Origin of the sequence: Meridianimarinicoccus sp. MJW13 (assembly GCF_014901205.1) — a bacterium.
Taxonomy (GTDB): domain Bacteria; phylum Pseudomonadota; class Alphaproteobacteria; order Rhodobacterales; family Rhodobacteraceae; genus Meridianimarinicoccus.
Genome location: NZ_JACNMU010000005.1, coordinates 56,911 through 70,529 on the forward strand (window position 1 = coordinate 56,911; position 13,619 = coordinate 70,529).

The window sequence follows — 13,619 nt, forward strand, 5'->3', positions numbered from 1 at the left end:
TCCCAATTCCAGGGTAAGACCGCATGACCGTTTTCATCATTCGCAGACTACTGCAGGCCTTGCTGGTGGTCTTCATGATGTCGGTGATCGTCTTCTTCGGTGTCAATATCATTGGCGATCCCGTCTATATGCTGGTCAGTCCCGATGCCGATCAGGCCGACATCGAAGCCGCGATCAGCCGGCTTGGCTTGGACCGGCCGATCCTCGAGCAATACTGGCTGTTCCTGAAAGGTGCCGCGCAGGGGGATCTCGGCAACAGCTTCATTTTCGGCGAGCCCGCGCTGAAACTGATCCTGCACCATATGCCGGCGACGATGGAACTGGCCTTCTCGGCCCTTATCCTGGCGATTGTCATCGGCATCCCCCTGGGGCTCTTTGCCGGACTTTACCCGGACAGCGGGATATCCAAGGGCATCATGGCGGCCTCTATCCTCGGCTTTTCACTGCCCACGTTTTGGGTCGGCCTCATGCTGATCATGCTGTTCGCTGTCGAACTTCGCTGGGTTCCGGCGACGGGTCGTGGCGATCTCGGAACCCTTCTCGGCATCCATAGCAGCCTTTTCACACTGGACGGCCTGAGCCATATTTTCCTGCCCGCACTGAACCTGGCACTCCTGAAGATCTCGCTCGCCATCCGGCTGACACGCGCGGGTGTCCGGGAGGCAATGGGGCTGGACTATGTGAAATATGCCCGCGCCAAGGGGCTATCGACCCGACGCATCATCCTTGTGCATGTGATGAAGAACATCATGATCCCGGTTGTCACGGTGATGGGACTGGAATTCGGAAGCCTGATCGGCTTTTCCGTCGTGACCGAGACGATCTTCGCCTGGCCCGGGATGGGAAAGCTTCTGATCGACGCGATCCTGCAACTCGATAGGCCTGTTGTTGTCGCCTATCTGATGATCATCGTGCTCTTCTTCGTCCTGATCAATCTGATCGTGGATATCCTCTATTCGATCCTCGATCCCAGGGTCCGTTTGCAGGATCAAGGCGCATGACCGACACGGCTACAGATCCCGCGCTGAGTTCCAGCCTGCCTGCCAAGGTTGAAACGCCGTTCCAGCGTTTTCGCGCCGAGTTCTTCGAAAGCAGGATCGCGACAGGGGCGCTGGCTGTCTTTTTGATCATCGTGCTTCTCGCTGTCCTCGCGCCGTGGATCACACCGCAAAATCCTTACGACCTTGCGCAAGTCAGCGTCATGGACGGGCGTTTGCCGCCGGGTTCAGAATCCTTTGATGGATACACGATGTGGCTGGGGTCGGATGGCTCCGGGCGCGATCTTTATTCGGCCATTCTGTACGGCCTGCGCATCTCGTTGACGGTCGGTCTTGCCTCTGGTGTCATTGCACTTCTGATCGGCATGGCGATCGGGCTGATCGCGGCATACGCGGGAGGACGCATCGAGGCGATCATCATGCGCATCGTCGATCTTCAACTGTCATTCCCGGCGTCGCTGGTGGCGCTGATGATGGTTGCGGCCCTGGGCAAAGGGGTCGACAAGATCATTTTTGCACTGGTGATCGCGCAGTGGGCCTACTACGCCAGAACGGTGCGCGCGACCGCAATGGTCGAGCGTGGCAAGGAATATGTCGAAGCGGCGCAATGCCTTGGCATTTCACGCTTCAGGATTGTCTTCCGGCACATTCTTCCCAACTGCATGGCCCCGCTGATCGTGGTGGGCACCGTCCAGACGGCAAGCGCAATCTCGCTGGAAGCGACATTGTCCTTCCTTGGCGTGGGCCTGCCCCAGACCGAGCCGTCGATTGGCGTTCTGATCGCCAACGGGTTCGAATACATGCTTTCCGGGCGCTACTGGATTTCCGTGTTCCCGGGGCTGGCGTTGTTGCTGACGGTCGTCTCGATCAATCTTGTGGGCGACCATCTGCGCGACGTTCTGAACCCGAGGTTGAAGAAATGAGTGCGGTTCTCGACGTTCGCGGGCTGAAGACCCACTTCTTCACACATGCCGGCGTGGTGAAGGCCGTGGACGGGGTGGATTTCACCGTCTCCAAGGGCGAAATCATGGGTCTGGTCGGCGAGTCCGGTTCGGGCAAGTCGATCACCGGCTTTTCCATTCTCGGCCTGATCGACCCGCCGGGCCGGATCGTCGAAGGCTCCATCAAGTTCAACGGCGAAGAGATCGCGAACGCGAAAGAGGATCGTCTGCAAAGCCTCCGCGGCAACCGCATTTCGATGATCTTTCAAGATCCGATGATGACCCTCAACCCGGTGCTGCGGGTGGACACGCAGATGATCGAGGCCATCCTTGCGCATGAGTCCGTATCCAAGCACGCCGCGTGGGAGCGGAGCCGCGATGCACTTGGCCTGGTCGGCATTCCGTCACCGGAAGAGCGTCTGCGAGCCTATCCGCATCAGCTTTCAGGCGGGATGCGGCAGCGCGTGGCGATTGCTACGGCCTTCCTGAACAAGCCGGATCTTATCATCGCCGACGAGCCGACCACGGCGCTCGACGTGACCATTCAGGCACAAATCATCCATGAGGCGCAAAAGCTGACGAAGCAGACCGGCACCGCGATGATCTGGATCACCCATGACCTGGCCGTCGTCGCCGGTCTGGCCGAGCGGATTTCGGTCATGTACGCCGGGCGGATCGTCGAACAGGGCGGCATCGACGACGTGATCGACCGCCCGTTGCATCCCTACACCGCTGGCCTTCTCGGGTCGGTACCGACAGCGAACCGTCGCGGCAAGCGCCTGTTCCAGATCGAAGGCATGACGCCGAACATGCTCGCACTTCCAGACGGATGCGCGTTCGGGCCGCGCTGCCATGCCCGGACCGAGGCGTGTGGCCGCCGGCCTTCCATCGAAGACATCGACGGTCGGAGCCTGCGGTGTTTCAATCCGCAGCAAGCGGCGGAGAGCGTGATTTGACGGAACCATTGGTCGAAATTCGCGGCGTTTCAAAACGTTTCACAAAGCGGCTGGACGTGGCGGGCAAGATTGCCCAGCGGCTGGGCGCCAACATTCGCGAAGAAACCGTTCACGCGGTCGACAACGTCAACCTGTCGATCCTGAAGGGCGAAGTGCTGGGCCTTGTGGGCGAGTCCGGTTGCGGGAAGTCCACGTTGGGGCGCGTCGTTGCCGGCATTCATGCGGCAAGCGACGGGCAAATGTTCTATGAAGGCAAGGACGTCGCCACGCTGACCGGGGCAGACAAACGCGCGGCCACGCTGGCCATCCAGATGATCTTTCAGGACCCGTTCGCCAGCCTGAATCCGCGGATGCGGGTCGAGGACATCATCGGTGAAGCGCCCCGGATGCAGGGGATCGTCAGCAAGGCCGAAATTCCCCAGTACGTAGATGACGTGATGCGCAAGGTCGGGCTCGACCCATCGTTGAAGAAGCGCTATGCGCACCAGTTTTCCGGCGGCCAGCGCCAGCGGATCGGCATCGCGCGGGCACTGGCCGTGAAGCCGAAGTTCCTGGTCTGCGACGAGGCCATCGCCGCGCTTGATGTTTCGATCCAGGCGCAGGTGATCAACCTGTTCATGGACCTGCGCGAGGAACTGGGCCTGACCTATCTGTTCATCAGCCATGACCTGAGCGTGGTCGAACATATCGCCGACCGTGTCGCGATCATGTATCTGGGCCGGATCGTCGAGAGCGCAACGACCGAAGAGATTTTCTCTGATCCGCGCCATCCCTACACCAAGGCGCTTCTGGCCGAAGCCCCCCGCCTTGATCAACGCCGCCGCGCGTTCGAACCGATCACGGGGGAAATTCCCTCGCCGCTCGACCCGCCGCCGGGATGCACGTTTCACCCACGCTGTCCTGTTGCAACGGCCCAATGCCGTTCCACCGTTCCCGACCTCAAACCTGGTCGCGGCGGACGCGAAACCGCCTGCCTGTTGGAACACGGCGAGACCGTTTGAATTTGAAAATGGAGACACCCTTGAAGAACGCCGATCCAATCTGGGACCACGTCGACCGTCATCGCGATGAATTCATCAACCTGTCAGATCGCGTTTTCGACACGCCCGAAACTCTCTACGCTGAATACAAGTCGGTAGCAGAGCACACGCGGATGCTGGAGTCGCAGGGCTTCAAGGTCACCGAAAACGCCGCTGGCATCCCGACCGCCGTGATCGGGGAGGCCGGCGACGAAGGTCCCGTCATCGCCATCCTCGGCGAATTCGACGCGCTGCCCTATCTCAGCCAATCCCCCGGTGTGGCCTCGCATCAACCGCTTGAAGAAGGCGGAAATGGCCATGGCTGCGGGCACAACCTTCTTGGTGCCGCCGCCCTTCTGGCGGCGACTGCCGTCAAGAACTGGATGGCCGAGAACGGCATCAAGGGGCGCGTCCGTTACTATGGCTGTCCTGCCGAAGAAGGGGGTGCAGCCAAGACCTATATGGTGCGCGAAGGACTGTTCGATGACGTGGACGCGGCCATCTCCTGGCACCCTGCGACCTTTACCGGTGTGAACGAAGCAAGATCGCTCGCGAACACCCGGATCGATTTCACATTCCACGGAAAGGCCGCGCACGCAGCCGGCGCACCCGAATTGGGCCGGTCCGGGCTCGACGCTGTCGAATTGATGAATATCGGCGTCAACTACCTGCGCGAGCACATGCCCGACAGCGCGCGCGTGCATTACGCCTATCTTGATGCGGGGGGTGTCGCGCCGAACGTGGTTCAGGCGAAAGCCACCGTACGACAGCTCATTCGCGCCAGTTCACTACCAGAACTGACTGATCTCGTCACACGCGTCCGCAACATTGCCGATGGCGCGGCCCTGATGACCGGCACCCAGGTTACAAGCCAGGTGTTCTCCGGCGTCTCCAACCTGCTTGGAAACCGCCCGCTGGAAGAAGCGATGCAACTCGAGCTTGAAAAGCTCGGACCGGTTCCCTTTGATGACGCCGATGATGCCTTTGCCCGCGAAATCCAGACAACACTGACGGCCGCGGACATCGACACGACCTTCAAGCGGATCGGCGCGAAGCCGGTGAAAGACCTCGCGCTTTGCGATTTCATCGCACCGCTCGACCGTCACAGCGACGGCGGTGAGGGTTCAACGGATGTGGGTGACGTAAGCTGGGCGGTGCCCACAGTGCAGGCGCGCGTGGCCACCTGTGCCATCGGCACGCCGTTCCACACCTGGCAAACCGTCGCGCAAGGCAAGGCCCCAGCCGCCCACAAGGGGATGATCTATGCGGCCAAGACAATGGCGGCCACGGCGTGCCGACTGGTCGAAAACCAGGCCCTGCTCGCCGCCGCGCGCGAGACCCATCAGGAACACCTTGAGGAGACGCCCTATACCTGTCCGATTCCGGATGATGTGCGCCCTCCGGTCTGACAGATACCATGACACGCGCAGCCGCCATTCACGCCGCCTCCCGGTACTTCGAAACCGGCGGCTTCGCCCGCGATTTGGGCGCGTTGGTCAGCCATGAAACAGAGAGCCAGACGCCCGACAAGGCCGCCGAACTGCCCCGATACCTGGAACAAGCGCTGATACCGCGCCTGAACGCCATGGGCTTCACATGCCAGATCCATGAAAACCCGGCTCCGGACGCTGGCCCGTTCCTTGTCGCCGAACGTATCGAGGGCGACACACTCCCTACCATCCTGACTTACGGCCATGGTGACGTGATCCGAGCGCAAACCGATCAGTGGCGCGACGGCCTTCACCCGTTCCGCCTTGTCGACGAGGGGAACCGGCTTTACGGGCGCGGCACGGCCGACAACAAGGGACAACATCTGATCAACCTGGCGGCCTTGAAAGCCGTCATCGACACCCGCGGATCGCTCGGGTTCAACAGCCGCATCCTTGTCGAGATGGGCGAGGAAATGGGCTCTCCGGGACTGTCAGAATTCTGCGCGGCAAACACCGATGCCTTGGCTGCAGATGTCCTGATTGCCTCCGATGGCCCTCGCCTTCAGTCCGACACCCCCACGATGTTCATGGGCGCACGCGGCGGCATATCGTTCGACCTCATCGTGGATCTGCGAGACGGGGCACACCATTCCGGCAATTGGGGCGGTTTGCTTGCTGATCCTGCCATGATCCTTGCACAGGCCTTGGCGACAATCACGGATGCGCGCGGGCAAATTCAGGTGCCGGAATGGCGCACCACCAGCCTGACCGACGATATTCGCGCCGCTCTGCGAGACCTGCCGCTCAAGGGGGACGGTGGTCCCGAGATCGACGAGGACTGGGGACAGGAAGACCTGACACCCGCCGAGCGCGTGTTCGGCTGGAACAGCTTCGCAGTGCTTGCCATGAAAAGCGGCGTCCCAGAAGCACCCGTAAACGCGATTTCGGGTCATGCCAAAGCGGCGTGTCAGCTGCGCTTTGTCGTCGGCACAAATCTGGATGACATCTTGCCTGCGTTGCGCAGGCATCTTGATGAGCATGGGTTCAAGGACATTCAGATCGTCCCGCACGAACGCGCGTTCTTCAACGCCACGCGGCTGCCCCCGGATCATCCATGGGTGAAGTTCGTCGCGCGCTCGCTGGAACACACCTCTGGCAAAGCACCGCATGTCCTTCCCAACCTGGCCGGGTCGCTTCCCAACGAGGTTTTCGCGGATATCCTGGGCCTTCCGACCGTCTGGGTGCCGCACTCTTACCGCGGCTGTTCCCAGCATGCCCCGAACGAGCATGTTCTGAAGTCTGTCTCGCACGACGCCTTGACCCTGATGGCCGGTCTTTTCTGGGATATCGGTCACACGGGCGGGCCCGCCCGAACCGCAGCGCCTGCCTAGAACACAACAGAAAGTGGCGCGAACAAATCGAGGCCAGCGGCTTTGGCAACCAGGGCTTCGTCGCCAGGGCGGGCGACCCATTCGGCGCGCGCCCTGGCGATGCAGCGAACAAACATGACCCCGAAAGAGCGCCGGACGCCGCGACTGAGATCTCGGAACCTCGGTCCCGCAGTTCTTTGGTGAAATGTGGTGGCTGCGCGTCACGCCTGATTGTCCGTGATCGCGGGGATTTCGATCTGTATGGGCCGCCGATACACTTTCGGCTTGAAGCCGGTTCGCACCAAGTGATAATCGGAACACCGCTGCGGGTGTAGCTCAATGGTAGAGCAGGAGCTTCCCAAGCTTAAGACGAGGGTTCGATTCCCTTCACCCGCTCCAGTCCTTGCGTGTCAGACCCCTTGCCGCCTCAGAAGGCCGGCCAGATGAGGTTGAACACCAGCATCACCACGAAGACCCCGGCAAAGAGTTTCCAGTCCCACTTCTTGTGCTCGCGATCAACGATTCCAAAGTGGCGCATGCCAGCGATGGTCAGCAGGATCAGCACCGCCGAGATGGCGGCGTGGACGAGGTCGATATGCATGGTTGTTTCCTGGTGTTGTGTGTCTAGAGACTATTGGATTGAAAGATCGAGGTTGTAGCTCACGGTCTTGCCGCTGTCCCTGTCGTTGCCCATCAGGTAGGTGCGGATCGTGTAGACGCCGTCTTTGGGCAGGTCGATGAGGGCGGTGTTTCCGTCCCGCGACCCGATGTAGATTGCCGCGCTATCGCTGCCCGGCGGCAGGATGTTGAAATAGATCGTGCCGTTGCCGTTGGTCTCGGCGACGCGCAATTCCGCGAACATCTGCTGCCCACCCTTCGCACGCAGCTTGTGATCGAAATAGTCGTGGCCCTTGATGGTGCCCGTGACCATCGCGCCAAAGTTGCCCTTCTGGAAATGCACGTCCTCGGACATCTGCGCGAAAGCGGGGCTGGCCAGGGCCAGGGCGGCGGCCAGCAGGGGAATGCGAAACATGGGATCTCCTCGCAGTAGGGCGTTGTTGGGGAACACATGCGCGCTCCGCGATGAGGATAGCAGCGCACCGGCACAAGGAAAGGCAGGCACGGTGAAAACAGGGGGCTATGGCCGCCCCGTTGCAGGCCATGAGAGCTGTCCGCCACTCATCGGGGCCGGAGCGCCGGTGGTGTCCGGCCCGCTGATCGGTAGGCCGCGGGCACAGCGCACGGCCAGATAGGCGAAGGCCTGCGCCTCGATCATGTCGCCATCCAGCCCGGCATCCTCGGCCGGAGCCGTGTCGCAGGACAGATGGTGGCGCAGGCGGTCCATCAGCGTGGCATTGCGCCGGCCACCCCCGCAAACGATGACCCGCGACGGCGGGCGTGGCACCATTTGCAGCGCGCGGGCCACGGCCAGCGTCGCCGCTTCGGTCAGGGTCGCCGCTGCATCGGCATCGTCCAGCCCGGCCACCGCCTCGGCCAGCCCGGCAAAATCGTCGCGGTCCAGGCTTTTCGGCGGCGGTTTGCGAAAATACGGATGCGCGCCGAAGGCGTCCACGATCTGGCGGTCGGGGCGGCCCTGTGCGGCCAGTGCGCCACCCGCATCCTGCCCCACCCCGCGCCGCGTGCGCATCAGATCGTTGATCGGCGCATTGGCCGGGCCGGTGTCGAAGGCCAGCATCGCACCGGGGGCAAAGGGCGCTTCGGCCCGTGGATCGACCCATGTGATGTTGCCGACGCCGCCCAGGTTCAGGAACACCACCGGGGACACAGCCCCGATCCATTGCGCCAGGGCGAAGTGGAACACCGGGGCCAGCGGCGCCCCCTGTCCGCCGGCGGCCACATCGGCGCTGCGGAAATCCCAGGCCACCGGCAGGCCCAGCTCGCGGGCCAACCGCGCGCCATTGCCGGTCTGATGGGTGCCGCGCTGGCCCGGATCATGGGCCAGCGTCTGGCCGTGAAAGCCGATCAGATCGCCGCCCATATCACGCAGCAGATCCAGATGCGCTGCTTCGATCACCTGTGCGGCTTCGGCCACCCCCGGATCGCCCGGCCAGCGCCCCAGCGCCGCGCGCAGCACCGCCGTTTCATTGTCCGAAAACCCGCGATAGCTGGATGGGCCAAAGCCGAAGATCCGCTCGCCATCGGTGTCCAGACCGGCCACGTCCACCCCGTCCAGCGAGGTGCCGGTCATGCAGCCGATGGCGCGCACCGCACGGCCCGCTGTGATGGTCTTTCCCTTCATCGGCCTACCCCGTATAAGCGCCCGGCAACTCGCGCGCGCCATCCTTGTTTCCGCGCACGCCAACACGCGCGCCCCTGCGCAAAGATGGACCGATCCGATATGACCTACCACCCGAAATCAGAGTTTCTGCACGTGATGGTCAGCCGCGGCTTTCTGGCGGACTGTACCGATCTTGAAGGACTGGACGAGGCCATGCTGGCCGGGGTGGTGCCGACCTATATCGGCTATGACGCCACGGCGGCGTCTCTACACGTCGGCCATCTGCTGAACATCATGATGCTGCGCTGGTTGCAGAAGACCGGGCACAAGCCGATCACCCTGATGGGCGGCGGCACCACCAAGGTGGGCGACCCGTCGTTCCGGTCGGATGAACGCCCGCTGCTGGGCCCCGAGCAGATCGACGCCAACATCACCGGCATGCAGAAGGTGTTCGACCGCTACCTCGACTACGGTGTGGGCGACACCGGCGCGCTGATGCTGAACAATGCCGAATGGCTGGACAGCCTGAACTACCTGGATTTCCTGCGCGACATCGGGCGTCATTTCTCGGTCAACCGGATGCTGAGCTTTGAATCGGTGAAATCGCGGCTGGACCGTGAACAATCGCTCAGCTTTCTTGAGTTCAACTACATGATCCTGCAGGCCTATGACTTCCTTGAACTGAACCGCCGCTACGGCTGCCGGTTGCAGATGGGCGGCTCGGACCAATGGGGCAACATTGTCAACGGCATCGACCTGACCCGCCGGGTGCTGGACAACCAGATATTCGGCCTGACCTCGCCCCTGCTGACCACCTCGGACGGCAAGAAGATGGGCAAAAGCCAGGGCGGCGCGGTCTGGCTGAACGGCGACATGCTCAGCCCTTATGAGTTCTGGCAATTCTGGCGCAACACCACCGACGCCGATGTGGGCCGCTTCCTGAAGCTTTACACCGAACTGCCGCTGGACGAATGCGACCGTCTGGGCGCGCTGGAAGGCTCGGAAATCAACCAAGCCAAGATCCGTCTGGCCAACGAAGTCACCGGCCTGCTGCATGGGGCCGAAGCGGCGGCGGCGGCCGAGGCCACCGCGCGCGAGGTGTTCGAAAAGGGCGGTGCCGGCGACGACCTGCCAACCCTGACCCTCAGCGCGTCCGATCTGGGCGATGGCATCTCGATCGTGCAGCTGATCGTGAAAACCGGTCTGGCAAAATCGGGCAAGGAGGCCAAGCGTCTGATCTCGGACAATGGCGCGAAGCTGGACGATGCGCCGCTGACCGACGCCGGGTTGATGATCGACGCGGGCGCGCTTTCGGCCCCGATCAAACTGTCGGCGGGCAAGAAGCGGCACGCGCTGGTGGTTCTGCAAAACTGACCCGCCATGGGCGGCGATCAGGCAGGCGGTCGATCCTCGGGTCGGGCGCCTGTTTTGCGTTGCACGGGCGCGGACAGGCGGTGATCCCCGGCATTACAAGAGCCAGCGCAGCACCGCTTCCAGCAGACTGAGCAGCACGAAGACCGGCACCGACATCAGGGCCGCCAGCCAGAACAGCCCCGCCGGCGTGGCGCGGGGGCTGGGGATGCGGTGACCGAACACCGATGTCAGGCGGGGTTTCATAGCCGCATTAACCCCGGCTTAGCTTGCATCGGGGTTAACAGGGGCATGGCAGAGTGGCGCGAGACCCCTTTCAAACATCCCGTGGCCGAGGCCGCCTTGCAGCAGCATCCGGCCTATGCGCGCGCCTGCCGGGTGTGGGGGCGCGAGGTGCGCAGTTTCGTGCTGGGCGACGCGGCCGCCCCTTTGGCCACCGCGCAGGTGCTGGTACGGCGCTGGCCGGGGCTTGGCCGGGTGGCGCTTCTGTCGCGCGGGCCGGTTTGGGGCGCGCAGGTTCCGGTGGCTGCGCGAAGACCCGCGTTGCGGGATTTGCTGGCGCGGCTGCGGCTTGAACATGCGGGCCTCATCGCCACGCCCGAGATCGGGGCGCAGGGTGATCCGCTGGAAGGCTTCGGCTACCTGCCGATGATGACCCCAGCGCATGTGGCGGAACTGGACCTGCGCGGCGGCCCGGCGGCGATGCGGGCGCGGCTGCGGGGCAAATGGCGCAACCGGCTGGTGCGGGCTGAATCCTCGGGCCTTGAGGTGCAGCAGACGCCAATGACCGGCGACACCGGCCACTGGCTGCTGCGGGCCGAGGCGCAGCAGGCCCGGGCGCGCGGCTATCGGCGATTGCCGCCGGGGTTCACGGCGGCTTTCGCGGCGGCCTCTCCCGGTGCGGCGCAGGTGTTCACGGCCCATCTTGCGGGGGTGCGCGTGGCCGGTATCCTGCTGCTGCTGCATGCGCCCACCGCCAGCTATCACATGGCATGGTCCTCGCCGCAGGGGCGCGACACCGGGGCGGCCAACCTGCTGCTGTGGCGGGCGATGCTCTGGGCGGCGGCGCAGGGCTGCACGCGGCTGGATCTGGATCTGGTGGACACCGAGACGGCCCCGGGACTGGCGCGGTTCAAGCTGGGCACCGGGGCGATCCCCCGCGCACTGGGGCACACCTGGATCGACGCGCCGGGCACGCGGCTGGTGGCGCGGCTGTGGCCCAGAGGTCAGCGCATCCAGGTGCCGTCGGGCCAGAAGGCATGAAACGCAGGCAGCACACCTTTGCTCACATCCCGGTCCGTGGCCGCGTCGCGCCCGCGGGCGGAAAGGTCGGCCCTGCTTTCCAACTGCACCGGCAGCAGCGCCAGGTCGGGTCCCGTCAGCACCCCAACCCGCGCACCCTCAACACCGGCCGCTCCACCCGGCGTTCGACGGCCATGCCGAAGCTGCACAGCGGAAAAAATCCGCAACCGGCGCACCGGATCGGTCGCGGCCACACGGGCCAACACCCCCATTCCGGGCCGGTACGTGGGTTTTTTGGATAGTGCTTCGCATGGACACTCCTCGAACCGCTTTGGGATCAGGATGGCCACAAAGAGGGCCCATGCGAAGGGGGTGTCACGCGATGGCGACGCCCCGTGCGCGCGCCACCGGCTCAGGCAGTCCGGCGACGATAGCGCAACAACCCCAGACCCGCGAGGGCCGAGGCAACCAGGCCAAGCCCCGCCGGCAACGGAACGTCGCTGGTGGGGATGGCATCGTGAAACTCCAGGGACGAGGCAATCAGTACGTTTTGACCGTCATGGACGCCCGCCCCTTGGCCGGGGCATTCCGGTCGGCCCAAACTGTGAGGCCACCCGAATGGCACGTTGGCGTTGACCTCGGCACAAGCCTGCAACAACGCACTCAGCACAGCGCCGAAGGGGCCGCCAAAAAAGGCCGCTCAAACACGTCTGATCCTGGTCTCCTCCCTGTGCGCCAGCACCCGATCAGGCCATTGACGCAGGGGAAGTTGTACCATTTTCTGAGGGATTTGCGAAGCCAAAAGACCCGCCCCTTGCACCGGGACGGGTCAGGTTTGGCTTACTCGGTGACCTTGACGGTCACCATCCGGTCGGGCGCGCCGACCACGGTGCCATTGGCGCCGGTGCCGCGCTTGATGGCGTCAACGACGTCCATCCCGTCGGTGACCCGACCCACGACCGTGTACTGGCCGTTCAGGAAACTGCCCTGCCCGAACATGATGAAGAACTGGCTGTTGGCGCTGTCGGGATCCTGCGACCGGGCCATGCCCACCGTGCCACGCTCAAACGGCACGTCCGAGAATTCCGCCGGCAGGTTGGACCGGTCCGACCCGCCGCGCCCCGCCATGCGCATGTTGAAATCATCACCGGTCTTGCCGAATTTCACATCGCCGGTCTGCGCCATGAAACCGTCGATGACGCGGTGAAACACCACCCCGTCATAGGCCCCTTCCGAGGCCAGCGCGGTGATCTGCTCCACATGTTTCGGCGCCACGTCTTCCAGCAGGTCGATGGTGATGGTGCCCTGGGCCTCGCCATCGACCTCGATCACAAGGCCGGTGGCGCCGGCCTGCGCGGCGCACAGGCTCAACGCAACGGCAAAGGCGGTGTTACGCATCTGCATCGGCCGCCACCTTGACGCTGATCATCCGGTCGGGGTTGGCCGCAGGCTCGCCCCGCGTGATGGCATCCACATGCTCCATCCCGTCGATCACCCGGCCATAGACCGTGTACTGGCGGTTCAGGAAGTGGTTGTCGGTGAAGTTGATGAAGAACTGGCTGTTGGCCGAATTCGGGTTTTGCGACCGCGCCGCGCCCAGCGTCCCGCGATCATGCGGGATGCCCGAGAATTCCGCCGGCAGATCCTTCAGGTCCGAGCCGCCGGTTCCGGCGCGACGGATGTTGAAGTCCTTTTCCATGTTGCCGTGCTGCACGTCCCCGGTCTGGGCCATGAAGCCGTCGATCACCCGGTGGAAGGCGACGTTGTCATAGGCGCCGCTGCGCGCCAGTTCTTTCATGCGATCGCAGTGCATCGGCGCGATGTCCGGCAGCAGTTCGATCACCACGGTGCCGCCCTTCAGTTCCATCAGGATGGTGTTTTCAGGGTCTTTGATCTCGGCCATACCGATCTCCGTTCGTGTGGTTCGACTAGAATGAATCCGCGCGACCCTAGGCCGGGTCCGCCCCGAAGGTCCAGACCCGATCCGCCTCAGCGCCAGATCACCGTTGTGTGCTTGAGACGCAATGCCGCGACCACGGCCCCCTTGAGAGGA

At 63.6% G+C, this 13,619-nt stretch carries 15 protein-coding genes and 1 tRNA gene; 9 read left to right on the forward strand and 7 right to left on the reverse strand.

The genetic code is table 11. The annotated features are described in order from the left end of the window. The first annotated feature begins 23 nt into the window (after positions 1–23). From H8B03_RS10015 to H8B03_RS10045, 7 genes are all read left to right on the forward strand, one after another. Positions 24–1,001, forward strand: coding sequence for an ABC transporter permease (locus H8B03_RS10015; RefSeq protein ID WP_193141615.1), 978 nt, complete (start codon positions 24–26; stop codon positions 999–1,001). Next, a complete protein-coding gene (locus H8B03_RS10020) occupies positions 998–1,921 on the forward strand; it encodes an ABC transporter permease (RefSeq protein WP_193141616.1) in 924 nt (307 codons plus the stop codon). The genes H8B03_RS10015 and H8B03_RS10020 overlap by 4 nt, the downstream gene beginning before the upstream one ends. Beyond that, complete coding sequence (locus H8B03_RS10025) at positions 1,918–2,895, forward strand: ABC transporter ATP-binding protein (RefSeq protein ID WP_226925848.1); 978 nt, start codon at positions 1,918–1,920, stop codon at positions 2,893–2,895. Before H8B03_RS10020 ends, H8B03_RS10025 begins: the two co-directional genes overlap by 4 nt. Further along, entirely contained in the window at positions 2,892–3,896 is a 1,005-nt protein-coding gene (locus tag H8B03_RS10030) for an ABC transporter ATP-binding protein (RefSeq protein WP_226925849.1), read from the forward strand. Before H8B03_RS10025 ends, H8B03_RS10030 begins: the two co-directional genes overlap by 4 nt. A 20-nt stretch (positions 3,897–3,916) precedes the next feature. Further along, positions 3,917–5,323 (forward strand): amidohydrolase, encoded by a 1,407-nt coding sequence (locus H8B03_RS10035; protein WP_193141618.1) that lies wholly within the window; start codon positions 3,917–3,919, stop codon positions 5,321–5,323. Between the two features lie 8 nt (positions 5,324–5,331). Then, positions 5,332–6,735, forward strand: a complete 1,404-nt coding sequence (locus H8B03_RS10040) for a M20 family metallopeptidase (protein ID WP_193141619.1) — start codon at positions 5,332–5,334, stop codon at positions 6,733–6,735. A 304-nt stretch (positions 6,736–7,039) separates the two neighbouring features. Continuing rightward, positions 7,040–7,113 (forward strand) — tRNA-Gly (locus H8B03_RS10045). 28 nt (positions 7,114–7,141) lie between these two features. Here the strand turns inward: H8B03_RS10045 and H8B03_RS10050 are convergent. The 3 genes from H8B03_RS10050 to H8B03_RS10060 all read right to left on the reverse strand — a co-directional run bounded on the left by H8B03_RS10050 (position 7,142) and on the right by H8B03_RS10060 (position 8,974). Further along, positions 7,142–7,315, reverse strand: coding sequence for a hypothetical protein (locus H8B03_RS10050; RefSeq protein ID WP_193141620.1), 174 nt, complete (start codon positions 7,313–7,315; stop codon positions 7,142–7,144). Positions 7,316–7,345: 30 nt separating this feature from the next. Continuing rightward, positions 7,346–7,747 (reverse strand): hypothetical protein, encoded by a 402-nt coding sequence (locus tag H8B03_RS10055; RefSeq protein WP_193141621.1) that lies wholly within the window; start codon positions 7,745–7,747, stop codon positions 7,346–7,348. 105 nt (positions 7,748–7,852) lie between these two features. Continuing rightward, positions 7,853–8,974 (reverse strand): anhydro-N-acetylmuramic acid kinase, encoded by a 1,122-nt coding sequence (locus tag H8B03_RS10060; protein ID WP_226925850.1) that lies wholly within the window; start codon positions 8,972–8,974, stop codon positions 7,853–7,855. A 99-nt stretch (positions 8,975–9,073) separates the two neighbouring features. Between H8B03_RS10060 and tyrS the strand changes: the two genes are divergently transcribed. Next, the gene (tyrS, locus tag H8B03_RS10065) at positions 9,074–10,327 is read left to right on the forward strand and encodes a tyrosine--tRNA ligase (protein ID WP_193141622.1); all 1,254 of its coding nucleotides are present in this window, start codon (positions 9,074–9,076) and stop codon (positions 10,325–10,327) included. A 93-nt stretch (positions 10,328–10,420) separates the two neighbouring features. Here the strand turns inward: tyrS and H8B03_RS10070 are convergent, their stop codons facing one another. Further along, positions 10,421–10,570, reverse strand: a complete 150-nt coding sequence (locus H8B03_RS10070; RefSeq protein ID WP_193141937.1) for a hypothetical protein — start codon at positions 10,568–10,570, stop codon at positions 10,421–10,423. Positions 10,571–10,615: 45 nt separating this feature from the next. On the opposite strand from H8B03_RS10070, the gene H8B03_RS10075 reads away from it, so the two are divergent. Next, positions 10,616–11,587 carry a GNAT family N-acetyltransferase gene (locus tag H8B03_RS10075; RefSeq protein WP_193141623.1) on the forward strand — a complete coding sequence of 324 codons (972 nt, stop codon included), beginning with the start codon at positions 10,616–10,618 and terminating at the stop codon, positions 11,585–11,587. On the opposite strand, the gene H8B03_RS10080 is transcribed toward H8B03_RS10075, so the two are convergent. The 3 genes from H8B03_RS10080 to H8B03_RS10090 form a co-directional block, all read right to left on the reverse strand. After that, positions 11,551–11,916, reverse strand: coding sequence for a hypothetical protein (locus tag H8B03_RS10080; RefSeq protein ID WP_193141624.1), 366 nt, complete (start codon positions 11,914–11,916; stop codon positions 11,551–11,553). The genes H8B03_RS10075 and H8B03_RS10080 overlap by 37 nt on opposite strands. A gap of 490 nt (positions 11,917–12,406) precedes the next feature. Beyond that, positions 12,407–12,964 carry a peptidylprolyl isomerase gene (locus H8B03_RS10085; RefSeq protein WP_193141901.1) on the reverse strand — a complete coding sequence of 186 codons (558 nt, stop codon included), beginning with the start codon at positions 12,962–12,964 and terminating at the stop codon, positions 12,407–12,409. Then, positions 12,957–13,469 (reverse strand): peptidylprolyl isomerase, encoded by a 513-nt coding sequence (locus tag H8B03_RS10090; RefSeq protein ID WP_193141625.1) that lies wholly within the window; start codon positions 13,467–13,469, stop codon positions 12,957–12,959. Before H8B03_RS10090 ends, H8B03_RS10085 begins: the two co-directional genes overlap by 8 nt. Between the last annotated feature and the right edge of the window lie 150 nt (positions 13,470–13,619).